We start from the raw sequence: 22,874 nt of genomic DNA on the forward strand, positions 1-22,874 counted from the left end.
GCGATCGTGACGCACTCAACCCATGGACCAAAACTGTCGTTCCGCAATCGGCGAAAGGTGTCGCTGATCATCACATCGTTGGCGATCGCGATCGTACTGGCCATCACACGAATCGAAGAAGGCCGGTTGGCCCACGCATCGTTCTTTACCGGGTTCACGGTACTGGCATCGATCCTGTTGCTGATGTTGCTGGGCGTACGGCGCCGGATTCCCGTGTTGCCGCTGGGAACCGTCGCGACATGGACCCAGGTTCACATTTACGTCGGCCTGTTCGCGTTTGCGGTCTACGTCATGCACGTGCCCATCTTGGTCGCCGGCGGCGTTTTTGAGGCCGGATTGTCGATCGTCTTTTTGTTGGTGACAGCAAGTGGGTTCTATGGCATCTATGCCAGCCGAACGTTGCCGCGTCGATTGACCGCCGTCGAAGGCCAACATCGTTTTGATCGAGTCGGATTCCATCGTGATCAAATTGCCACCGCTGCTCGCGATCTGTTGGACGAAGTCCACGAGTCGTCGGGAATGCGCGTGCTGGGCAGTTTTTACACGCGTTACTTGAGCCCTTTTTTTGAGGCACGCCCCTCGCTCGCGTATGTGTTGGTGCCCACGGGCGTTCGACGACGACGCTTGCTGAGCGGACTGAAAGAACTTGACCGCTACCTTGAAGATGAAAGCCGCGGAACGGCCGGACAATTGGCGGCGCTGGTACGTCGTCGAGACGACTTGGATTATCAATTCGCGTTGCAGCTACGACTGCGTGTTTGGCTGGTCATTCACGGCACGTTCTCGGTCGCGTTGATCGCTGGCGGGATCGTTCACGCCGTCATCGCTTGGCGCCACGCGGGATAATCGAATGAGACGTGACGAGATTCCGCTGACGCCACCGCCTAGCAACGATCGCCCCGCCGACCGTTGGATGTGTGGTCGCAGGGGCGCACCTTGCTCGCGAGGCCCAATCCAATCGCGCACGCTGTTAGGTCAAGCCAAGTGCTGTATGGCCGACTCTTGTCGTCCCAAACGAACGTGGCACGGCCGCCGAAAACAATTCACGCTGATCGCGTTATGCGGATTGGTCATCGCGATCAGTGCGGTTGCGTTTCAATCGACCCGTGCGGTGGTGATCAAAGCCGGCGAACTGTCGACGCCTCACGCCCAAATCTTGGCTGGCACTCTTGATTCGGGACGATGCGCCGCCTGCCATCCAAAATCCGGCGCATCGCTGAACGATTGGCTGTTCGGATCGGCGGTCTCGCAGGCCGCGGCCGATGCACATCGCGGACTGACGCAGACCGACCGCTGTTTGAATTGCCACCACCAGACGATGGACCGGACCACCGCAACGCTGGCTCACAATTTGCCTCCCGTCGTACGAACCGAGCTGCGGCTGGCGTCGCTGCACTCTCGCGATTCGTCATGGAAGAATTGGTTGCCCGGTGAATCGGTTGACCAGAACGACATCCAATGCAGCGCCTGTCACCGGGAACACCGTGGGGCCGACGGCCAACTGACCGCAATGACGAATGACCAGTGCCAAACATGCCACAGCCAACGGTTCGGCGACTTTGCGACTTCGCACCCCGCTTGGGTCGATTGGCCGTACCGACGCGGCGGCGCGATCGAGTTTGATCACGCTTCGCACGCGGGGAAACACTTTCCATCGACAATCAAAGACGGCGCGCCGTCGGCGTTTCAATGCTCCGATTGCCACGCTCGTGGTGCCTCCGGTGAACTGACTCGATCAACCAGTTTTGAAAAAGCTTGCCAATCGTGTCACGACCAAGCCCTGCAGATCGAAGTCGGTTCGGGCATCGATCTGGTGACGCTTCCCAGTGTGACCGACAAGACAGCAGTCACGATCGGCGATTGGCCAGATGGCGCCGTCGGTTTCTTTGACGGACGTGTTTCGCCGCTAGCAGAGTTGATGATGCGCGCGGATGCCGACCTAGGCACCGCGATCCACAAAGTCCCCCACCAGGATTTCTCGCGGTTGGATGACCAGCGGCGTGGAGACGTCGAAGTCGCCAGCACGGTCGCCCGCGGACATCGCGATCTGCTTGACGAAATCGCTCGCGGCGGACAATCCGTCATCGCGAAACGACTGGCACGGAACGGAATCTCTGCCGCGACCGCGGACGCCATTTTGCGATCGTTGCCGCCACAGTTGATCGAAGAAGCACACTCGCGATGGTTTCTCGAAAAACGAAACAGCAATACAGCAGAGAACTTGAGAGCGGGATCGCCGGCGAAACTGGCAAAATTCACGATGAAACCGAGTGATGATGATCTGCTTGGTGACGACTTACTTGGCGGTGATGACCTGCTGGGCGCCGACCCGTTGTCCCACGATCCGCTGGCAACGCCGATCGATTCAGCTCCCCAAAAGCCAACCACGTCTCGGTTTGATGCCGACACGATGCTGCCGGCGGGCGGTTGGTATCGCGACGATTTGACGTATTCGATTCGATATCGTGCCGCCGGGCATGCGGATCCCGTGATACGCGCGACGATCGAATTGGCGGCGGAGCTGGCGCCGGGCGATCCGGCACGTCAACGCTTGATCGAGAATAAGGCCGCAGCGGCCTGTTTACAGTGCCACCCCGGTGCGTTGTCGCAATCGAACTCCGCCGTCGAGTCTGTGTTTAATGCGGCAGCTTGGCGGAGTTCACCGTTGATCGGCCGGACGTCGCTGGGACAAGGCGAAGGCTTCACCAAATTCAGCCACGGTCCGCACCTGAACATCGCCGGGCTCGTCGATTGCCAGCACTGCCACCAAATCGAGTCTCCAACGTCGTCGGTGGACACGGGAACGGCCCCAGTCCACGAATTCAAACCGATGGGAATCGAAACGTGTGCCGGTTGCCATCACGCCGAAGCGGCCGGCGATGCATGTGTCAAATGCCACCGCTACCACATCGATTTGCGGTAGTCCTAACGCTCGCGACATCCCAGGCATGCCAAATCTCATTCGCCTTGGACGGTGATCACGACACGGCGGCTGCCGCCATGGTTGCGATGCTCGCACAAATAGATGCCTTGCCAGGTCCCCAGGCTCAGCCGACCGTCCGTGATCGGCACCGTCACGCTGGCTCCCATCATGGATGCTTTGACATGTGCCGGCATGTCGTCCGGACCTTCCAACGTGTGAACGTACGCCAACGTTTCGGGAACCGCGTGGTTCATCGCAGTTTCAAAATCGACCCGCACATCGGGGTCAGCGTTTTCGTTGATGGTCAACGACGCGCTGGTGTGCTGGATAAAGACGTGCATCGATCCGATGCTCAATTGTTCGATTTCGGGCATCGCATCCGTGATCGATCGGGTAACCAGGTGATATCCACGCCGTGCAGCGGGTAAAGAAATCGTGCGTTGAAACCACATCGCAAACAATCCGTGGGTTAGTCAGTGAGAGACGAAGAATGGTTGAAGCCGAGGATTGACGAGAACATTCCGAAATGTCGGGTCAAAAACGAGATCGTTACAAAAAAATCGAGAAGTTTTTTTTGACTTTGGCGAATCTCGTTGCGTCCCTTCCCAGCGGAGTCGCATTTCCCCCCGAAAAAGAAATGTTAGCAAATCAGCTTGACCGCCAGCCCCCTTGACGTGGAGCGAGCGACACCTTGCAGACCGCCAATGTGGCCGATCGCCCCCTTGTGAAAATGTGTATCCCGGGATGCCAGTTTGCTTGGGAAATCGTTCGGCCAGTCGGTGTGTTCGTCAAACCTTCGCTGCTCGGATTGCAGAACCTCAATCGGCCATTGCTGCCACGTCCGCACGTACAATTTTCTTGACACTCTCACCAATAAGTCAATAATCAAGCCGTGAGACGACACCACTGTCCATGGAACGGGACAGCAATGAAAAACATCATGCGGATACGAGATCGGTTGGACCGTGACCGAATCCGGGTAATGAAAAATCGGAATACAGTTTATGAGTCAGTGCAAGAACGTGTTTGAGGCCATCTTGCGTTACGGTCACGATGAAGATTTCGTGCCGAACGAAGAGAACGGCTTCGAAGCGACGGACGCTCCTGCAGGTAGCCCCGACAAGATTGAAGTACTTCGACGACGCGTCGAATTGGGCCAACCTCTTTGGCACACGACGGACCGCGTTGACTACAGTGGCTTGACCGGCGCAATTCGCCCTCGCGAGTAAAGCGTAGCGGTCCCACCCGCTCGAAGACGACCCAGAACCTCGTTGCGATTCGCTGCGAGGTTTTTTTATGCCCAGACTTCCAGCCCTGCCTCCGCGCGTTCGACGATTCCGTTCGCTTCTGACATCTGCGCAAGACGCCGGAGTGCCGATCGACCCACCGAACCCAAGTCAACGGTCCATTCGTTGACGTAAAGCTGGACGTGCTTCATCAACACATCGTCGTCGAATTCTTGAGCATGCTGGCGCATCGTCGGCATCGCAGACGATGGATCAGCCATCGCCAACTCCAACGAATCGCGAATCACGGCCTGGACCTTCGCAATCACATCATCCCCAAGTTTGCGGTCGGCCACGATCCCACCCAATGGCAGCGGCGAATCCGTCTCGCGTTCCCAACGCGTCCCCAGATCTTCGACCAAGTGCAGTCCTTCGGCTTGCCAAGTAAAGCGACCCTCGTGGATACAGACACCGAAGTCCGCCTGGTGAGCTTTCAAGCGTGGCATGATGTCCGAAAATACGCAGTGCTTTGGAGCTTCGGCGTCGCGATAGAACAATGAAAACAACAGCGATGCAGTTGTGTGCCGGCCGGGGCAGAGTGTTACCGCCGGCCCGTCGTTAGGCGACGCCCCGGACTCGGCCGCCAGCAACAACGGTCCGACGCCGAAACCCAGGGCCGATCCGCTGGGCAGAACGACGGTTCGATCGGCCATCAGCAATGCAGCGTGAAAGCTGGTCTTCGCCACATCAAAGTCGCCCTCGAACAATCGATCGTTCAATTGCTGAATGTCGATCAGTTCGATGTCGAATTGAAGTCCTCGCCAATCGACGCGGCGGTCGATCAGCCCGGCAAATGCGAACGTGTCGTTGGGGCACGTGGAAATCCCCAGCCGGATCCGCCCAGACGACGTTGAAGGATTCGTTGGAGCCATCATGCGATCGACGGGATCCAAGGCCGACGAATCAAACAAGCCGCCATCGAAGCCGCCGCCGTCAAAGCATCATCGATCCGCCAATTGGCATGCACGCGATCACCGACGATGTTCGAAATGCCTCTCACGATTTGCAGCGACACGCCGGCAAGCGCGCAAGCCGTCGCCACCCCGAAACCCTCCATGTCTTCGGCAATCGCTTTCGGATACCGTCGACGACGACGATCCGCGTCATCATGGGATGCCGATGCCGCGGGGCTGGTCAACAGTTGGCCGGCACACGGAACATCGTTGACGAACGTCGACACCAAGGGCAACAAATCGCTAATGCGAGGCCGCTGGTACTCGCTCCCAAAATGGTTCCAACCCATCTCACCGGCACTGATAAAGTTGTCACCCACGCCCACACCCACGCCATCACAAACGACTTCGTCGAAACGGCAACTTGTACCGACCGGGTGAAGCACCGGATCAAAGGTGCCTGCGATTCCGATCAACAGCACGCGATCGGGGTGGTACCTGGCGATCAAAGCAGCCGTCCTCGCTGCAGATGCGATCGGCCCGAATCCACACAATTGAAATGCGTAGGGTTGGTCGACAACGTCATGTTCGAGCATCTCGCGAATCGGATCCAATTCGATTTGCGTTGGAACAAGAATCAAATCAGCCATGTTTCGGCCTGTTTCAGAGTTCGGAGGCGGCGGACAACTCATTCTGTTCATTGTAGGGGCTGTGACAACGCCCATCAGAGGAACGCACATCGCCGGGTCGATCGGAATGCTCAAAAGCCGCGTTGCAGTCCCGGCGTGATGTCCAAATCCAAGCCCGCAAAGTCGCCCCGTTTTATCTTCTCGATCGCGATCGCGCCCATCACAGCGTTGTCAGTGCAAAGGTCCATGGGTGCAATCACGACGGAAAAACCGTCTCGTTGGGCAGCCGATTCCAATCGGCTTCGCAAATACCCGTTGGCCGCAACGCCGCCGCCGACGATCAACCGACCGACGCCGAATTTCCTAACCGCTCGCGCACACTTCGCGACCAAGACGTCGACGACGGCGGCTTCGAACGACGCACACAGATCGGCCTTGGCATCTTCGGCCAAATCGACTTTCGAAAAGTCCTGCTGGCCGGGCCCAACGATGGCGTATCGAACGGCCGTTTTCAGCCCGCTGAAGCTGAAATTGAAGTGGTCATCCCGAATCATCGACCGCGGAAACGAGTGAGCTTCGCGATCACCCTTCGCCGCCAATCGAGAAACTGCGGGGCCGCCCGGGAACCCCAGACTCAACATCGCCGCGACTTTGTCAAACGCTTCGCCGGCAGCGTCATCGATGGTGCCGCCTAGGTATTCCAGATCGAGCGGGCTGTCGCAGCGATAAAGGCTGGTGTGACCGCCGCTGACCACCATGCCGATGCACGGATAAACAACCTGATCAGTTGCCAATTGGCATGCGTACAAATGGGCGTGCAGATGGTTGATCGCAACCAGCGGCTTGTTCCAAGCCATCGCAAGGGTCTTCGCCGCGACAACGCCGACCAACAGCGAACCGGCCAAGCCGGGCCGATCGGCAACCGCAATGGCCGTCAGATCATCGGGGGTCACGCCGGCGGCGCGGATCGCCGTATCGATGACGGGCAGGATCCGTTCAAGGTGCGCCCGTGCAGCGACCTCGGGGACGACTCCGCGAAACTGTTCGTGCAGTTTTTCTTGCGTCGCGATGCATTGCCCCAGCACAGCAGCATCGTCGCCGATCACCGCCGCCGCGGTTTCGTCACACGTCGATTCGATGGTCAGAATGGGCATGCGAGAAAGGTTACAGCGATCCGGCATCAAATCACAGGGACCGAACGGCCTCTGATTGTTCGGCCGGCACGACGCCGTCCGTCGACGACTAATCTTGCAGCGATTTCCCGATCGCGTGAATGTCGAAACCGATCTTGGCCAACTGGTCGTGGTCAAGCAGGTTGCGACCATCAAAAACGAACGCGGGCTGTTGCATCGAAGCGTAGACCTTCGCGAAGTCGAGCGACTTGAATTCGTCCCATTCGGTCATCACAACGATCGCGTGCGATTGGCTGGCCGCCTCGTAGGCGTTGGCAGCGATCGTGACATTGTTTTCAATCAACTTACGATCATGCTCGCTGACCACGCCCTGCATGTCCGAACAGGAGGCAATCAAGTCGGCGCGAATCTGCTTTTCCGATACTCGAGGGTCATAGATCGTGACCCGCGCGCGTTCGCGTAGCAGGTCGCGGCACACATAAATGGCCGCAGATTCTCGCGTGTCGTTCGTATCCTTTTTGAACGCGAACCCCCAGACGCCGATCTTCTTGTCACTGACCGTGTTGAACATCGTACGCACGATGCCCTCCGCGAACCGACGTTTTTGGTAGTCGTTCATGCTGACGACCTGTTCCCAGTATGCGGCCACTTCCCGCAGCCCGAAGTGTTCACAGAGGTAAACCAAGTTCAAAATATCTTTTTGAAAACAGCTGCCTCCGAAACCGACCGACGCTTTCAAAAATTTCGGCCCGATCCGCGAATCCGTACCGATGGCACGAGCGACCTCGTCGACGTCGGCGCCGGTCGCTTCGCACAGGGCCGAGATCGCGTTGATCGACGAAACTCGCTGGGCCAAAAACGCGTTAGCAGTCAGCTTTGACAACTCGCTGCTCCACAAGTTTGTCGTCAAAATACGTTCGCGCGGAATCCAATTCGCGTAGATGTCCGCCAACGCATCGATTGCCAACTTCGACTCGCCGCCGATCAAGACGCGATCTGGATTCAGAAGATCTTCGACGGCGGTGCCTTCGGCTAAGAATTCCGGGTTCGACAACACGTCGAACGTGGCACCGTTCTCGGCGCTAGCAAGAATTCGCTTGACCGCTTCGGCGGTGCGAACCGGTAGCGTTGATTTTTCGACAACGATTTTGTGTCCGGTGGAAACGCGAGCGATTTGTCGCGCGCACTTTTCAATGAACTCGAGATTCGCCGCGCGGCCCGCACCAACGCCAAAGGTTTTCGTCGGCGTGTTGACCGAAATGAAAATCATGTCCGCTTCGGCTATCGCGTCGTCCACTCGCGTCGAGAACGTCAGATTCCGCTGGCGTGCTTCGGCCACAACTTCATAGAGCCCCGGTTCGTACACCGGCAACTTCTCTGAGTTCCAAGCATCAATGCGAGACTGATTCAGATCGACCACGTGGACCGCGATCTCGGGGCATTGCTTAGCAATCATGGCCATCGTGGGGCCACCGACATATCCGGCACCGATGCAGCAAATTTTCATGAGCGAAACGAATCTAACGACGAGAAATGAAGAGGGACGGTGACAGCGTAAATGCCCAGGATAATAACGAAACCGGCACTGACGTCCCCCCGACGTGCGATTTTTATTGTCGGATACCCGAATCCGATGCTCGCCCGCCGATCGCAAACGGCTGGTCGCGAACGGCTGGTCGCCCCGACGCGACCGTTCGAATCGTCGCAACACGGATGATCGGCCTTTCCGATTCGGAACCCACAACCCGCCGATTTTGACTTGCTTGAAAGCGTTCACGTCGTTTACGCCGATCAAATACCACGATCGTCGAGATTGTCGACGTCAAAAAACTGTTTCGCCCTTTGTCCGAAAAAGAGATTCTGATGTCGTTCACTCGCTACTCTGATCGAAACGGGCTAAAGATCGCGTCAGTAGGGATGGCAATGGTTTTGACGGTTGGGTGTGGTAGCGACAGCGAGACCTTGGAGTCCATCCGAGAAGCCGTCGGGCAAGTATCTCGCGTCAGTAATCCGGCGTCGGGGAATTCCGCCGATCAGCCCGGTGATCCGGGCAACGATGTCGTACTCTCGAACTTCACGCCACCCTACCCGGACCGCGAGGACGCATTTTCGTACCCCGGCGAGGGAACTACTTCAAGCGAGCAATCGGAATCCGCTGCCGTCAACTCGGTTGCGGAAATCGAAGTCCTTGGTTTCGCGAATGTTGGACAAGCGAAAGTATTCCTGCGTTCCAAGTCGATCACTCGCTCACTGGCCGTCGGCGATCGGTTTGACGGAGTTGAAGTCGTCAACATCGAGCCGCCGCGCGTCGAAATGAAAATGGGGTCGTTGATCTGGACCGCGACCATGTTCGACAAGGCGCGTTAGGAACCCGTCGCCCGCATTGCGATACTTTGCACAGGATTTGAAAGTCTTTGCCAAACGGCCCCGCATTCGGGAAATAGTGGGGCCCCGCGATCCGCTTGCCAGCCTCGCCCGGGAAAACTCTGCTATCGTGCTTTGGGTCGCCCGGCGAATCGTTGCCGGATGGCGACGATGTCGGATCCTGCAGAGTTTGAAAGTTGAACCGGATGAGCGAGTCAGTTTGCCGTTGGGGATTCCTGGGTACCGCGGCAATTTCGCGGAAAGTATGGAAAGCGATTCGGGTCAGCGGCAACGGTCGCGTCGTTGCGGTCGCCAGCCGTTCGGCCGCCCGCGCGCAAGAATACATCGACCAGTGTTCCGCCGAGGTTCCCGCCGCGGCTGCCCAAGAACCGGTCTTGGCGATCGAGTCCTACCAAGCGCTGCTGGATCGAGACGACATCGATGCGGTCTACATTCCGCTTCCCACGGGCTTACGCGCCGCCTGGGTCATCGCTGCTGCGAAGGCCGGCAAACACGTGTTGTGCGAAAAGCCAGCGGCAGTACACACCGACGATTTGCAAGCGATGATTGACGCCTGCACAGCCGGGGGTGTTCAGTTTATGGACGGCGTGATGTTCGACCATAGCGAACGGATGCGAGAGATCCATCGGTCGCTTCGTGACGATTCGCCGATCGGAACATTGCGAAGAATCAACAGCCATTTTTCGTTTCGCGGGGACGACACGTTCCAACAATCCAACATCCGCACGAATGCACAATTGGAACCCCACGGCGCGCTTGGCGACCTGGGCTGGTACTGCATTCGATTCACATTGTGGGCAGCCAACTTTGCGATGCCTACGCATGTCCGAGGGCAAACCTTGACCGCGCTTCGGGGCAGCGATTCCGAAGCGGAAGTTCCCGGCGAGTTCACGGGCGAAATGCGATTCGCTGACGGATTGACGGCTTCGTTCTATTGCTCGTTCTTGACCGCCAACCAGCAAACCGCCACCGTTTCGGGCGACGGCGGTTACGTCACGGTCGACGATTTCGTGCTGCCCTTCTATGGCGCCGAATCCAGTTGGCGTGAGAGTCACAATGTGTTGTCGATCGACAATTGTCGTTGGAATTTCTCCGAACATACAACGCGCAAATCCGTCGTCGAATTTTCCAGCGGCGAATCGAACGCACAGGAAGTCAACATGGTGCGTCGTTTAGCGCAGGCGGCGCTCTCGAACACGGTCGACACGTTCTATCCTGAGTTGACAATCAAGACGCAAAAAATCCTTGACGCATGCCGTCGTAGCGACGCGAGCGCCGGGAAATGGATCGCGCCTTAACAGGCAGCGGAGACGCCGATGCCTCAACCTTGGGGTACAACTGGTTCACCGACGAAGTAAATCGCATGAAAGGCGTTTCGCTTGGGCGTGAGTCGTTCCGTCATGGGTAGCAAGCCTGCCGGATTTCGCGAAAACGGAGCACAGAGCCTCAGCTTTTTTCATTTTGCACGCCTTTTTGCGTTAGATCGTCGAGTATCGGTCTCTATAATCGGCATCCAAGCCCCCGATCCAACGGTGAACGATGTCCGACTTTCTCATACTCGATGGCGACACACCAATCAGGAATCCGGGTGACCGCGAGACACAGGGCGATACGACTCGAGAAGAACCGCCCTGGTCCGAGGGTGACGAATTCGGACATTTCGTGCTAACAAGGTTGCTTGGTCGAGGAAGCAGCGGCTTCGTTTATCGAGTTTTCGACACCGCGACGCGGCGACGTCACGCTCTGAAAATACTGCGACTCAACAACGCCGACCTGTTGATGCGGAACCGACTAGGGTTTCGACGCATGACCCAGATCGAGCACCCCAACTTGCTTTACGTGGATCGCATCCACAAAGTTGGCGAGTTCACGGCGCTCGCAATGGAAGAAATTCGCGGCGTCACGCTTAGCAAAGCCATTGAACAACTGAAGCGACTGCCCAGCGACCAAGCCTTTTGTCGTTTGCTCGACTTGATGCGAGACTTTGCCGCCGGTTTGGCGACGATGCATGCTGCTGGTTTGATTCATCGCGACATCAAACCGCTTAACTTGATGGTCGGCGACGACGGTCGCGGTAAGGTGATCGACTACGGCTTGGTTGACACGTTTGACTTGGCATCGCCGACCGCCGAAGTTGGCAATCACATTCTGGGCACGCCCCACTACCTGGCACCCGAAGTCATTTGTCGCCAAATTTATCTGCCGGCGGGCGACATCTTTGCGTTGGGTGTTGTGATGCTTGAAGCGCTTCAAGTCATCACTTTGGAATCGACCGACGTCGCCGAAGATCTGCGACTCGGTGGGCCGGGAATTGAAAGAAACTCACGTTCGTTGATTGATGCCGAGCTAATTTTGGAAGCCCTCGATGACTTGTCGCAGCACGTTCCCGAATTGATCGACCAAACGTGCCGACAAATGCTGGACCGTGACCCTTCCGAGCGTCCCACGGCGCACCGCTTGGCTCGATTGGGTTTGCCGCCTCAAGCACCCACGTTCCGCGCAGAGAAATCGTTGATCGGTCGCGACTTGCAATTGACGCAGGTGACCAATTGGATCGACTCGGTCTTCGACGGCGGCGTGTCGCGGATTCACATGACCGGGCCATCAGGAATCGGCAAGACACGGCTTTTGGAGGAAGCCATCGAGTACATCGAATCGAAACACTGGGGACAAGTGTTTCGCGGACGATGTCGCCAACGCGAAGATTCGGCAATGCAAGCGTTCGAGCAAATCTGTGACGAGATTGCCAGTCGATACGACCAAGGCGATCGAGAAAAACTGCAACTTGACCCGGTCAGCTACGAAATTTTGGTCGGCATTTTTCCGTTTTTAAAGAATGTGATGACTTGCCGAATGGACTACCCAACACCAGTCGCTGGGGCGTCAACTCGGTTGAATTCGTTGGATGCAGCCGCTCGCATGAGTCACCAATTGCGAATGGTTGGGCCGCTGTTCATTGTCATCGATGATTCCCAGTGGGCCGACCAAGATTCGTTGAATGTGCTCGACCGGTTACGAATCTGCGGCGGCGACGTCGGCATGGGCATCATCACGGTTTCCCGCGAAGCGGTAGACCCACAACAATTGCCGGCCGATGTCACCATCTCGCTGGAACCGATCGATAGCAAATTCGTAATGGAACACATCGCCAAAGAAGCGATTCGGTGGTCGATACCGATATCGGATTCAGCGCTGGCGAGTCTGGCCGACGCCACCGGCGGGAGCCCCTTTCGTCTGCAAGAACTATCGAACGAGTTTCGACCCGGCGGTGCGCTTTCGAAATTGGACATGAACAGCGATCAGGATCGCTCAGTCACCAAACTGGTCAGCATCGATCAATTGTGGCAGTGCCGGCTGGATCGTTTGAGCGATCAAGCGAAACAGACGCTGTTGTTCGTCGTTACCGCGGGCGGTCGTGTGTCGACGGATCAACTCGCCAGCCTGACGGGATTGGGCGATGACGTGGATGCCGCCATATCCGAATTGTCGCAGTTGCGATTGATCGTCGACGAAGCCACCGGCGGTTACTGCATTTCGATTTTTCACGATCGCTTTGCCGATCAGTTGTCTGACTCACTTGGCGAAGACGAAAAGCAAAGTGCCAACGCGGCATGGGCTTCGCTGCTGGTTCGCCAGGACGATTGCGCAACGCTGGCAGCCCGCATCGCAGGACACTGGTTCGCCGCTGGATTCCCCGGACGGGCAGTATCGCACGCGATTCTTGCTGCCGAAGACGCCGAACGACGTATCGCGAAAAACGAAGCCGCTCGGTGGCACGCGCGAGTCATCGATCATTTGACAGGCGACGAAAAAATTCATCACATCCGCGAAGCGGCTAACTGCTATCGCGAGGCGGACATTCCCGTCGAAGCGGCCCGGTACTACCAAATGCTTGCCGAACTGGCGAGTCCGCAAGAACGGTTTGATTGCGAATTGTTATCATCGATCATGCTGGTTCGAAGCGGCCGGTATCCGCTGGTGCGACAGTCGCTCAGCCGACTGGCTGGGAAACTTGGCTTGCCCCGACCAAAACACCCTTGGCTTGCGAAACTTTCGATCCTCTTCAGCGTCCTGCGTTTAAAGTTGCATCACGATTCGCTCGTCGAGGATTTGACTTCGGAAACTTTCGAGTCCATGACATCCGGTTTGCCGAAGTTGGCCGGCACGTCTGATAAAGATCGCGTTTCGAAATCGCCCCGAACCGATCAGCAAGATAAACGACGATTCGATCTATGCGTTTCGTTGGTTCGTCCTATGTCGATGTTCGACACGCTTTACGCAACAGAATTGAATATCGCGTCGGCACGGTTGGCACGCATTCAGGGCACATTCGAACAACGCATGAACGTGGCCGTCGGTGAGGCCGTGTTTCATTCGTACGACAAGGATGCGAAACGGATTGCGGCAATGTCGAACTTGTTAAAGCTCTTGCCCGCCGCGAAGCGGTCGGGACTTGCGAAGGCGAAAGCTGATGTTTGGGTCGGTTTTATGTTTGCGCATTTGATCGCGTGCCGTTGGGAAAAAGTTGCGATTCCGCTTGCGAACTCCGTCAGAGAATATCGATTGGTGGATTCATCCTTCGGTTTCGAAGTCGCGCATGCTAGATGGGCCGGGTTGTGGGCCGATTGGTGCCAAGGGCGATGGGTCAGCATGACGACGACCAGCGACGAAATGTTCGAGGACGCCCTACAGCGAAACGATTTTTTCCGGCAACAGGTCACGATCGGGGGCCTCGGCGGAAACGCGTGGCTGGTGCGCGGTCGCCCAACCGAATTGGCTCGACTGCGACAACGCGCTTTTGAGCCCGATGACCTGGGCACCAATTTGGGTACAAGCGAAATTTTGAATTTTTTCGATCGCGTGACCCGCACCTACGACTCGCTCTACCAAGGTGATTTTTCCAGTGCGTGGGATTTGTCAGTCGAGATCGACGGCCAACTGCGTCATGCCTCGTTCGCCAAGGTCCAAGTTTTCCGAGTTGTCGGACAGTCGCTTAGTGCGCTGGCGGCGCTGCAGTGCTACAACAGCTCCTTGGACCCGGTATGGCGGACTCTCGTTCGGGAAAAAACACGCAAATTGCGAGCCGAGCAGTTGCCCTACACGCGTGTGATCGCGAATTTTTACGACGGTCTGCTAGACTTCATTTCTGCGGAACAGACCGGATCGGGATACGACGCTGCGATCGATTGCCTTCAACGGGCTCGAATCGAAGCGGTCGAGGCCAAACTGCTGCCGATCGAATTGGCGGCTGCGGACGCAATTTCGCGTCTGAGGACTGGCCAATCGTCTGATTCGTTGAAAGCACAAATGGCGGCCCAGGGCGTGGTTTCGCCCGATCAGTTGCTGCTGCTGTATACGATCCCCTTGCCGTAAACGATCAAGTTTCGGTAGCCTTTCGCTTTGGTGATCCCTTTTCCAGACAGCCCCGATAGCGACATCTTTTACGTTGGTTGACCCCGTCGATTCCCCGTCTCCGTCAAGTGCTCAAGCATGGTCCGGCCAAATCGCCGATCGGTATGCGATTGAGTTGACACCCGTGTTGGCGGATTGGTTCGACCGTGAAATCTGGTCGTCGCGTGGCCTGCGCGAGTACGGTGAACCCGTTTCACCAGAAAATTTGCTAGCCGACGTCCCCGAGTGCATTTGGCCAGGCTTGATGGGCGCGTCGCTTTTGCCGTTGATGACCAACACGTTTGGCGACTGGATTTGCGGACGCGTGAGCGCAGAGAATCGCATCGACACCATCATCCAGTGGTATCACGGCGGGGGTGATTGGATTCCTTGGGGGCACGAGCTTTCCGAAGCGATCGTCTTCGACGCGTTACAGTCACGGTTACCTGGAAAACGACGACGGCACGCCATTCCGGCCAGCGACTTTCCACATTCTGTTCCGCCCCATGAGCAGAGCCAGCAAGCCCACGATCGATTGCTGACTTGGTCACTTGAGCACATGCCTGACCAAATCACCCGATTGCTGGATGCGGTGAACACGCCGGCGGACGAAGTCGCATCCGTTCTGATTGAATCCGGCGTCGCCGAAGTCGCGGTGCGATGTGAACTGATCCAGGCCAGCTTGAACTTGTCGCTGCTCAGTTCCTTGCCAGCCGGTTCGATAGGGGTTCACGAAGACAATGCGCAACAAGTCAGTCGTTGGTCGCTCGACCATGACACGATACCCGACAACGTCCGCGACTTGATCGAATCGGCATGCGGGTCGCCGGATTGCCTAAGCCAGGATTGGCAGGCGGCCGAAACGCACGCCGTCGCCGTCACGCAATTGGCCCCCGATGTGGCGTGGGGATGGGACATCGCCGGCTATGCAGCCCAGCGACGGGCTGATCTATCGACCGCGCAATCACGGTACCTCAGCGGGGCGAAGTGCAGCGTCTTCTCTGACCAATCGATCCGTCTCCAAACGCACTGGACATCGTCACAAGCAGGAAAGTTTTCCGCCGCGATGCTGGCCGAGTCCTTCCCGCAAACGGTCAGTGATTCGATCTACCTGCAAGCCGTCTGCGAATCCGACTCGATCCGTCGCAGCGATCTTGTTAGCCGGTATTGGATTGAGCACGCCGAAGCCGCTTGCCGTGAAAACGATTTTTCCGTTGCCTTGGATTACTTTCACTGCGCCGGTTGGGATCTGGGCATGCGACCGATCACGGCTTTCGCTGGGTTGTTGGACCAGATCATCGATTTGGCTGAAAAGTCGGGGCAACGGGGACGCGCGGCAATGGCAACGGTTCACCGCCGTTGCCTGCGTGACCGCTACGGCGATTGAACGACGAACCACGCGTCGATGTCGATCTAGTGACATTGTCGGCCGTTGCAGTTTGGTCGCACACGCTTCCCGTGTCGAATTACTTCACGTTTTCGCCCATGCGAGCGGCCATCTTCTTTAGCGTCTCGCTGGCATCGTTTTCCATCAACTTGGCTTGGATCAAATGCGGCGTGGACGGTTCATTCCATGCGGCCGCCAAAGCATCGGCGTAGGCCGATTCGGTATCAACGACATAGCTCTTGCCGCGACCGTAGATGTTCAGCAGTTCCGAGTACTTCCAGGGATGAATTTCGTTGTACTTCCACGTCCCGGCATGCAGATAGCGTTCGGTGCCGTACCCGTGGTTGTCCAACAGTATCACGATCGGATTGTGGCCATCACGAACAAGCGTGCTCAGTTCTTGCCCCGTCATTTGAAACGCGCCGTCGCCGACCAGGACAACGATCCGGTGATCGGGACGTGCGGTCGCCGCCCCGAGTGCCGCAGGGATACTGAATCCCATCGACGTATAGTAAGCCGGGCTCAGAAATTCACCGCGGTCATGGATCGTCAACTCGGTGGCCGCGAATAGCGAATCACCAACGTCCGCAATCACGATCGTATCGGCATCCAAATAGTCGTTTAGCCGTTCCATCATTCGGCTGGTGCGAAGCGGATGCGCACCACTGCCATCGTCGGTTCCCGGCGAATCCTGTGCCAAGCGGCTGGACAAGCGAAGTGCTTCTGGGATCGCGCGGCTATTCGATGCCGGCGATGCTTCGATCAATCCGGAAATGAACTCCTTCAAATCGACATCGTGAAAATGGTGGTGTGAAATCCGAAGCGATTCGCTGGTCGCATACACACAGTGATCCGGATTCAGTTTCGCGCTAAAGATTCCCAGATTGATGTCGCTCAGGAATGCTCCCAACAGCAACACCAAATCACTGTCCTCGACAAACTGAGTCACCGCTGCATCACCTATCGCCCCTTCATACAAACCAATGAACATTGGATGCCGCTCGCTGACGACACTCTTGCCCAACATCGTTGTGGCGATCGGGATACCGGTCGTTTCAGCTAACCGAACCAATTCATCTTGCAGTCGGAATCGGTGCATTTCGACACCGGCGACGATCACGGGCCGAGTCGCCGCGGCGATGCGGCCGACCGTTTCTTTGATCGCTTCGGCAGTCGCCGACGAATCGTGCCGGCGCGTCACGGGGGCGTATCCATGCGCAACGGCCGGAACGACATGAACCATGTCACGAGGCAGTTCGATATAGACAGGCCGCTTGAACCGATCACACGCATCAAGGACTCGATCGATTTCCGCAAACGCGGTCAACGGATCATTCAGTTCGGCGCCCGCGATCGTGAACTTTTCAAACACATCGACTTGAGTTCGAAAATCGCGGACCATGTGGTGCAGCAACGCGCCCACGGATCGCTCGCGCAGCCCCGGCGATCCCGAGATCACCACCACGGGTGATTTTTCAGCGTACGCGCCCGCGATCGAATTACAAACACTCAATCCGCCAACACAGTACGTCACACACAGCGCGCCCATCCCTCGCAGTCGCGAGTATGCGTCGGCGGCGAACCCTGCACAATCTTCTCGCGTGCACCCGACAACGTTGATGGGACTGCGTTCCAATTCGCTGTAGAACGAAAGCACGTAGTCACCGGGAATTCCAAAAATGTCCTCGATGCCGTAGTCGCGAAGTCGCTGAATCAGATATCCGCCGATCGAAAGGTTCGCAGTACTGCGATGTCCGTGGTCATTCGACTCGGCTGACTTTACCGGAACACTCATTTCACGATTCCTCGATGCTTGAGAGTCTGTATTGTATGCCGTACGAACCAAAACAGCACACTTCAAACCATCCAGATTCCTGAATCATCACCATGGAAAGGGCTGGGCAGGGTACACCATGAACCATAGCAATCCGTACGCCCAAAGCGACGATTCCATCAACCCATACGCGGTACCTCGGGCACCATCGGGATTGCCGCCGATGGGTGGCACCGAATCGTTCTGGCGCGAGGGAAAGATCTTGGTCATGCACAAACACGCCACACTGCCCGATATATGCATCAAGAGCGGTGAAGCGACCAACGGCTTTCGATTGAAACGAAAGCTGAAGTACCATCACCCGGCATGGGCGTTTACGATTTTGTTCAATGTGCTTTTGTACTTGATCATGGCTGCGATTGTTTCCAAGCGAGCCACGGTAATGATCGGGCTGTCCGAACGTTGGCAATCCATTCGCCGCCGCCGAATCTTGATCGGCTGGAGTGGGGCGTTGCTGGGCGTCGGGATGTTGGTTGCTGGACTGGCGACGCTCGAGCGGGGGGACAATTCGCCGGGCGGCCCCGTCCTGCTGGTGCTGGGTACCCTTGCCATCATCAGCTTCGCAATTTACGGAATGTTCGGTGCGAAGATGGTAGCAGCGACGAAGATCGATGAGCAACTGATCTACATCAAGGGCGCGCACCCCGACTTCCTGGCCAAGTTGGAATCGGTCGGTTGATCGATTCGTCCTGTGGCTTGGCCAGTCTCACGTGCCGCACGCCGATAATCAATCGAGTGTGGATCGCTTGGACTTGGGCTTGTCGCCATCCGATCGACGACTCAAACCGGCACGATCCAACAACGAGGTTTGCTTCAATTCTTCCATGTAATCATCATCGGCCGGCGGAGGACCGTAGGCGCCCAGCTTTTGCGGTTCGTATTCGACGATATAGTGGTGCCGGGCGATCGACAATTTGCTGCCGGGATCTAGCCGCTTCCGAATGACGGCACGATCGTCCACTTTGATTCCGTTGCGGCTGTTCAGATCGCGAACAAACCAATATCCGTGTTCTAGCGTCATACGGCAATGCTGCGTGGACACGTTGGGAAACTTCAACTGGATGTCGGACTCGCCACGGCGTCCCACCAGCAATCGATCCTTCACGAGGGGAATCGGATCCCCACCGCCAATTGGAGTCAATTGCCCATAATCGCCCGCGTAGTGGACTTCTTCTTCGAATGGCACGATACGTTCTCGGACTTGTAAGATACGAATGAATTCAGACGTGACCCGATTTTACACGCTTGGCCTCGGCCTCGCCTTTACCATTTTGACCTAGAGTCCCCGTTTGGCAACGGTTACCGTGCTTCACCCTGACGATTTTGACGTTTCCGAGGCCTGGATCGACGAAGGCTTGCCCATCAACGCGTTCGGTCGTGCGCTGCGCCGACGTTTCGGGGGCCGAATCCAGCGAGTCAGCATCGACGCTGGCTTTACCTGCCCGAACGTCGATGGAGCTGTAACTCGGGGGGGGTGCAATTTTTGCGACAATCGATCGTTCAGCCCCTCGCGGCGGGTCCGGCTGAAACAGGTCCACGACCAGCTGACGTCCGGAATCGTCACCGTTCGCAAGCGGTACGACAAAGTTGCCGGGTTCATCGCGTATTTCCAGCCCGCCACCAACACGTACGCCCCCGTCGAGCAACTTCGCGAAGTCTACGAACTTGCGATCGGCATCAACCAAGAGCCTGAATTCACGGACCAGGTCGTCGGCTTGGCAATCGGAACCCGCCCGGATTGCGTTCCCGAGTCCGTCTTGTCGCTGATTCAGGAACTGGCCGATCGGACCTACGTGTCGCTCGAATACGGCATGCAAACGATCCACGACGAGGGCCTTCGGTGGATGAATCGAGCTCATACGCACGCCGATATGGTCAATGCGATCGACCGAAGCCGGGGTCGTGGGTTTGAAATGTGCGCCCACGTGATTCTGGGGATCCCGGGTGAAACGCACGCGATGATGATGGCAACAGCCGCCGAAGTCGGTCGTTTGGGTTTCGACGCAATCAAACTTCACAACCTGTACGCCGTACGGGGCACGCCGCTTGGGGAACAGGTCTTGGCGGGCGAGATCGAAATGATGAAGCGAGACGACTATGTCCGGACGGTCGTTGATTTCTTAGAACTTGTGCCACCACGAGTCGTCGTCGAGCGGATCAGCGGTGACGCACCGCCCGATTTCTTGATCGAACCAAAGTGGTGCCTCGAGAAATCGGCACTGCGTCTGGCGGTTGAAGCTGAGTTTGCCAACCGGGGAACTCGCCAAGGCAGTCGTTACGCGCCGCCAAAGATCGACCCGGCAAATCGCCCCATCCCACACGATGCCACGCCGGAATCGATTCGATCAAAAATCGAGACGCGGGGGCGTTTGCCGGTGCTGAAGATGGAAGACCGGTGACCCGGATCCTTCGGCGAGTTCCTATCAACGCGTTCCCGTCGACGGCGTTTCGAATAAGCAGTTAAAATACGAGAACGGCCGGCCACATCACATCGTGGATCCCCCTCGCGACAAGACTTGGCTGGCGGTAGGCTCACTGCAAGAGAACGGAATCTCGAGCATCCAATATGGCGGAAATCACAGGATTCAAACACTTTCATGGCACGCGTCGGTATCGTCTTCGGTCTTTTGCTTTGTGGGCTTTCTGCGCTGGGAATGGCTGCTACCGTCGTCAAAGACCCGGTACAGTTTGTTCCGCTGATGTTAGGGATACCGATTTTGTTTTGCGGGGTGGTCGCCTTGAACCCGCACCGTCGCAAAATCGCGATGAACCTTGCTGCTGTCATCGGCTCGGTTGGAACCGTGATCGGATTGCTGCAGGCGATCGTTTGGGGCGTACGATGGTCTGACGCCGGACCGGTTAGCGAAATTGGTGGAAAAATCATTGCCGCGATGACTTGGCTTTGCGCCACCTTTGTGGTGATCTGCGTGATCGCCCTGGTTCGTGACCGGCGACGACGCAATTCGACGCACGATGGCGGTGACAAGAAGTCGGGTTCGACTGTCGCCAACCGATTGGTGTCACCAGCAACAGGCTTGCCAGGCGATGGGTCACACGAAGCTCGAAAAATCGGCGAGCCTGCAACGGCATTGGAACACCATGAAATGAATCAACCGGAACCCGTTTTTTCTCGCGGTCGTTCATGAAAGTTCCCGCCGAATTACTAGACCGTATGCTACAAGACTTTGCACCGGAGGATCCGCTGCGGCATCGTGTGCGATTGGTTTTGGCGGCGTTGCCGGTCGATGTTCAGCGAGACTTTTCGGATGACCCACGGTTTTGCATCACGAAACTTCACTTACATCGTGGCGTCGGATCGAAGCTTTATATGGCATTGCCATCGCCCGACGGAAATGCCAGCCGCTGTGTTGCGTTGAAACCCCGGTTGTCGGACTGCGACGAAACATTCGGGCTTTACGTGATCGCCCATGAACTGGCGCACGCTTTTTTGCGCAATGGACCGTGGGGCGCGATTCACGATCGCGAAGAGGCCGCCGACGCCTTGGCCGCGGACTGGGGTTTTCCGCGACCCGACACACGGTCCTAGTTCGTTACGCTCGTTTTTCGTCAAACGAGAAACCACAGCGACAACGGGCCGCCCGCGCCGTCGCCGAAACGCCCGCTCAGGGTCGCGGCGGCAATCAAGATCGATGCGTTCGTGGCTGCGTGGACAACGATCAATGCGAACAGACTCTTGCGGTAGTAAAACCAAAGATTCGTTGCCACGGCCCACGGCAACATCACGATCCATTCCCACATCTGGTGAGTCGCCAAAAAGACGCCGACCACACCCAGGAAACTGACCCACGTGAAGTGAGCCAACGGGATCTTGCGAAAGTCATCCGTCGAATCGGACGGGTCGCCCGTCGACGGTTCGTTCCGCAGTACTTCGGCGTACCGCATCACGAAACTTCGCATGAAAAGTTCTTCCATCCACGGCGTAACCATCGCATAGCCGATCATCCGAACGCCAAACACGACAGGCCAGAGCGCCACGCCGGCCATCATCGGATCAAATTCGCCGTCACCGGATTCCGGGCGAAGACTTGGAAACATTACATAAGGCGCCATCCACATCGCAGCCAATACGATACCCAGCAAAGCGTCGACGGGAGTCATCTTGTCGATCGCAAACCGTAACTCGGGATACTCGCCGCGGACCCAGAAGAATGCCAACAGGACCAACGGAACGACGACTCGTAAAGCCAGCATCGCGATGGAATCACCACCGGCGAACCGCTGAGTCACTTCGACAAGCACCAAAAAAGCGACGATGGGCAGCACATACGGCCACCACCCCATGGTCGGCTTTTTTGCATGACCGGCTTCTTCATTCGTCACGTTCACTGCAGGATCCAATGCGTTACCACCAATAGCACGAGTTCAGAAATCACGAAAAATCGACATCAAAGCGAATCGATCAATCGCAACAACTGGGGCACAAATCGACGTAGGGCCCGTGACCGATGGCTGAGGGCTCGCTTGACCGTCAAGTCTAATTCGCCGAACGTGCGATGGTACTCGGGAATGACGAATAGCGGGTCGTAGCCGAATCCGGCACCGCCGCTTCGTGAGCGGGCGATCCGACCACCGCATGTCCCATTGGCTTCTAAGCGAACATTGCCTTCGGGATCCGACAGACACAAATAACAGTTGAACTTTGCATCCCGCTTATCATCCGGCACGGCTTCAAGCGCGGCGAGCAATTTGTCGTTGTTCGCATTGTCGTCGCCATGTGTGCCTGCGTAGCGAGCCGAATAGACACCCGGTTCGCCGCGGAGTGCATCGACGGTCAAGCCACTGTCTTCGGCCAAGACCCAGCGTCCTAGGTGGACGGCTTGCACAGTCGCTTTCAAGGCCGCGTTCTCGGTGAACGTGGCACCTGTCTCGTCGACGTCGATGGAACCTTCGATCTCGGCAAGGGACGTCAGCCGGATCCGATCCTCGGGCAACAACAAACGCAATTCGATCAGCTTTTTCGCGTTGTTCGTGCCCAGGACCAAATCAAACATG

20 protein-coding genes are annotated in these 22,874 nt (G+C 57.1%); 11 read left to right on the plus strand and 9 right to left on the minus strand.

Annotated elements, in window-relative coordinates:
- Positions 1-6: 6 nt before the first annotated feature.
- On the plus strand, positions 7-846 hold the full coding sequence (locus Poly51_RS00645; protein WP_146453422.1) for a hypothetical protein: 840 nt from the start codon (positions 7-9) through the stop codon (positions 844-846).
- Between the two features lie 4 nt (positions 847-850).
- Entirely contained in the window at positions 851-2,923 is a 2,073-nt protein-coding gene (locus tag Poly51_RS00650) for a cytochrome c3 family protein (RefSeq protein WP_146453423.1), read from the plus strand.
- A gap of 35 nt (positions 2,924-2,958) precedes the next feature.
- Here Poly51_RS00650 and Poly51_RS00655 read toward each other — a convergent pair whose 3' ends face one another.
- A complete protein-coding gene (locus Poly51_RS00655; protein ID WP_146453424.1) occupies positions 2,959-3,375 on the minus strand; it encodes a secondary thiamine-phosphate synthase enzyme YjbQ in 417 nt (138 codons plus the stop codon).
- A 552-nt stretch (positions 3,376-3,927) separates the two neighbouring features.
- Here Poly51_RS00655 and Poly51_RS00660 point away from each other — a divergent pair.
- Complete coding sequence (locus Poly51_RS00660) at positions 3,928-4,152, plus strand: hypothetical protein (RefSeq protein ID WP_146453425.1); 225 nt, start codon at positions 3,928-3,930, stop codon at positions 4,150-4,152.
- A 65-nt stretch (positions 4,153-4,217) separates the two neighbouring features.
- Here the strand turns inward: Poly51_RS00660 and Poly51_RS00665 are convergent, their stop codons facing one another.
- From Poly51_RS00665 to Poly51_RS00680, 4 genes are all read right to left on the minus strand, one after another.
- Positions 4,218-5,120 (minus strand): 1,4-dihydroxy-6-naphthoate synthase, encoded by a 903-nt coding sequence (locus Poly51_RS00665; protein WP_315853648.1) that lies wholly within the window; start codon positions 5,118-5,120, stop codon positions 4,218-4,220.
- Entirely contained in the window at positions 5,081-5,752 is a 672-nt protein-coding gene (mqnB, locus tag Poly51_RS00670; RefSeq protein ID WP_186775259.1) for a futalosine hydrolase, read from the minus strand. Before mqnB ends, Poly51_RS00665 begins: the two co-directional genes overlap by 40 nt.
- A gap of 110 nt (positions 5,753-5,862) precedes the next feature.
- Positions 5,863-6,885: a tRNA (adenosine(37)-N6)-threonylcarbamoyltransferase complex transferase subunit TsaD gene (gene tsaD / locus Poly51_RS00675; RefSeq protein ID WP_146453428.1), complete on the minus strand. Its 1,023-nt coding sequence runs from the start codon at positions 6,883-6,885 to the stop codon at positions 5,863-5,865.
- An 88-nt stretch (positions 6,886-6,973) separates the two neighbouring features.
- A complete protein-coding gene (locus Poly51_RS00680) occupies positions 6,974-8,371 on the minus strand; it encodes a UDP-glucose 6-dehydrogenase (protein ID WP_146453429.1) in 1,398 nt (465 codons plus the stop codon).
- 356 nt (positions 8,372-8,727) lie between these two features.
- On the opposite strand from Poly51_RS00680, the gene Poly51_RS00685 reads away from it, so the two are divergent.
- The 4 genes from Poly51_RS00685 to Poly51_RS00700 all read left to right on the plus strand — a co-directional run bounded on the left by Poly51_RS00685 (position 8,728) and on the right by Poly51_RS00700 (position 16,027).
- Entirely contained in the window at positions 8,728-9,231 is a 504-nt protein-coding gene (locus tag Poly51_RS00685; RefSeq protein ID WP_146453430.1) for a hypothetical protein, read from the plus strand.
- Between the two features lie 203 nt (positions 9,232-9,434).
- Positions 9,435-10,547, plus strand: coding sequence for a Gfo/Idh/MocA family protein (locus Poly51_RS00690; protein WP_146453431.1), 1,113 nt, complete (start codon positions 9,435-9,437; stop codon positions 10,545-10,547).
- Between the two features lie 241 nt (positions 10,548-10,788).
- Positions 10,789-14,622 carry a protein kinase domain-containing protein gene (locus tag Poly51_RS00695; protein WP_146453432.1) on the plus strand — a complete coding sequence of 1,278 codons (3,834 nt, stop codon included), beginning with the start codon at positions 10,789-10,791 and terminating at the stop codon, positions 14,620-14,622.
- Between the two features lie 73 nt (positions 14,623-14,695).
- Positions 14,696-16,027: a hypothetical protein gene (locus tag Poly51_RS00700; protein WP_146453433.1), complete on the plus strand. Its 1,332-nt coding sequence runs from the start codon at positions 14,696-14,698 to the stop codon at positions 16,025-16,027.
- Between the two features lie 79 nt (positions 16,028-16,106).
- Here the strand turns inward: Poly51_RS00700 and Poly51_RS00705 are convergent, their stop codons facing one another.
- On the minus strand, positions 16,107-17,822 hold the full coding sequence (locus Poly51_RS00705; RefSeq protein WP_146453434.1) for an alpha-keto acid decarboxylase family protein: 1,716 nt from the start codon (positions 17,820-17,822) through the stop codon (positions 16,107-16,109).
- A gap of 118 nt (positions 17,823-17,940) precedes the next feature.
- On the opposite strand from Poly51_RS00705, the gene Poly51_RS00710 reads away from it, so the two are divergent.
- The gene (locus Poly51_RS00710; RefSeq protein ID WP_146453435.1) at positions 17,941-18,540 is read left to right on the plus strand and encodes a hypothetical protein; all 600 of its coding nucleotides are present in this window, start codon (positions 17,941-17,943) and stop codon (positions 18,538-18,540) included.
- A gap of 48 nt (positions 18,541-18,588) precedes the next feature.
- Here Poly51_RS00710 and Poly51_RS00715 read toward each other — a convergent pair whose 3' ends face one another.
- On the minus strand, positions 18,589-19,047 hold the full coding sequence (locus Poly51_RS00715) for an FHA domain-containing protein (RefSeq protein WP_146453436.1): 459 nt from the start codon (positions 19,045-19,047) through the stop codon (positions 18,589-18,591).
- 118 nt (positions 19,048-19,165) lie between these two features.
- Here Poly51_RS00715 and Poly51_RS00720 point away from each other — a divergent pair, with 118 nt between their 5' ends.
- The 3 genes from Poly51_RS00720 (at position 19,166) to Poly51_RS00730 (ending at position 21,408) form a co-directional block, all read left to right on the plus strand.
- Positions 19,166-20,260 carry a TIGR01212 family radical SAM protein gene (locus Poly51_RS00720; protein WP_246114188.1) on the plus strand — a complete coding sequence of 365 codons (1,095 nt, stop codon included), beginning with the start codon at positions 19,166-19,168 and terminating at the stop codon, positions 20,258-20,260.
- A 255-nt stretch (positions 20,261-20,515) separates the two neighbouring features.
- The gene (locus tag Poly51_RS00725) at positions 20,516-21,007 is read left to right on the plus strand and encodes a hypothetical protein (RefSeq protein ID WP_222435760.1); all 492 of its coding nucleotides are present in this window, start codon (positions 20,516-20,518) and stop codon (positions 21,005-21,007) included.
- Positions 21,004-21,408, plus strand: coding sequence for a hypothetical protein (locus Poly51_RS00730; RefSeq protein ID WP_246114189.1), 405 nt, complete (start codon positions 21,004-21,006; stop codon positions 21,406-21,408). Before Poly51_RS00725 ends, Poly51_RS00730 begins: the two co-directional genes overlap by 4 nt.
- A gap of 20 nt (positions 21,409-21,428) precedes the next feature.
- On the opposite strand, the gene Poly51_RS00735 is transcribed toward Poly51_RS00730, so the two are convergent.
- A complete protein-coding gene (locus Poly51_RS00735) occupies positions 21,429-22,208 on the minus strand; it encodes a CPBP family glutamic-type intramembrane protease (protein ID WP_146453439.1) in 780 nt (259 codons plus the stop codon).
- Between the two features lie 59 nt (positions 22,209-22,267).
- Positions 22,268-22,873 (minus strand): RdgB/HAM1 family non-canonical purine NTP pyrophosphatase, encoded by a 606-nt coding sequence (gene rdgB / locus Poly51_RS00740; RefSeq protein ID WP_146453440.1) that lies wholly within the window; start codon positions 22,871-22,873, stop codon positions 22,268-22,270.
- Position 22,874 lies beyond the last annotated feature (1 nt).

This window comes from Rubripirellula tenax (assembly GCF_007860125.1).
Lineage (GTDB): Bacteria > Planctomycetota > Planctomycetia > Pirellulales > Pirellulaceae > Rubripirellula > Rubripirellula tenax.

Bases quoted from the DNA above. Each gene is read 5' to 3' on its own strand.
- Poly51_RS00705 (WP_146453434.1), bottom strand. From the start codon at position 17,822: ATGAGTGTTCCGGTAAAGTCAGCCGAGTCGAATGACCACGGACATCGC.
- rdgB (WP_146453440.1), bottom strand. From the start codon at position 22,873: ATGTTTGATTTGGTCCTGGGCACGAACAACGCGAAAAAGCTGATCGAA.
- Poly51_RS00680 (WP_146453429.1), bottom strand. From the start codon at position 8,371: ATGAAAATTTGCTGCATCGGTGCCGGATATGTCGGTGGCCCCACGATG.
- Poly51_RS00710 (WP_146453435.1), top strand. From the start codon at position 17,941: ATGAACCATAGCAATCCGTACGCCCAAAGCGACGATTCCATCAACCCA.
- Poly51_RS00685 (WP_146453430.1), top strand. From the start codon at position 8,728: ATGTCGTTCACTCGCTACTCTGATCGAAACGGGCTAAAGATCGCGTCA.
- Poly51_RS00655 (WP_146453424.1), bottom strand. From the start codon at position 3,375: ATGTGGTTTCAACGCACGATTTCTTTACCCGCTGCACGGCGTGGATAT.
- Poly51_RS00730 (WP_246114189.1), top strand. From the start codon at position 21,004: ATGAAAGTTCCCGCCGAATTACTAGACCGTATGCTACAAGACTTTGCA.
- tsaD (WP_146453428.1), bottom strand. From the start codon at position 6,885: ATGCCCATTCTGACCATCGAATCGACGTGTGACGAAACCGCGGCGGCG.
- Poly51_RS00690 (WP_146453431.1), top strand. From the start codon at position 9,435: ATGAGCGAGTCAGTTTGCCGTTGGGGATTCCTGGGTACCGCGGCAATT.
- Poly51_RS00725 (WP_222435760.1), top strand. From the start codon at position 20,516: ATGGCTGCTACCGTCGTCAAAGACCCGGTACAGTTTGTTCCGCTGATG.
- Poly51_RS00650 (WP_146453423.1), top strand. From the start codon at position 851: ATGAGACGTGACGAGATTCCGCTGACGCCACCGCCTAGCAACGATCGC.
- Poly51_RS00660 (WP_146453425.1), top strand. From the start codon at position 3,928: ATGAGTCAGTGCAAGAACGTGTTTGAGGCCATCTTGCGTTACGGTCAC.
- Poly51_RS00695 (WP_146453432.1), top strand. From the start codon at position 10,789: ATGTCCGACTTTCTCATACTCGATGGCGACACACCAATCAGGAATCCG.
- mqnB (WP_186775259.1), bottom strand. From the start codon at position 5,752: ATGGCTGATTTGATTCTTGTTCCAACGCAAATCGAATTGGATCCGATT.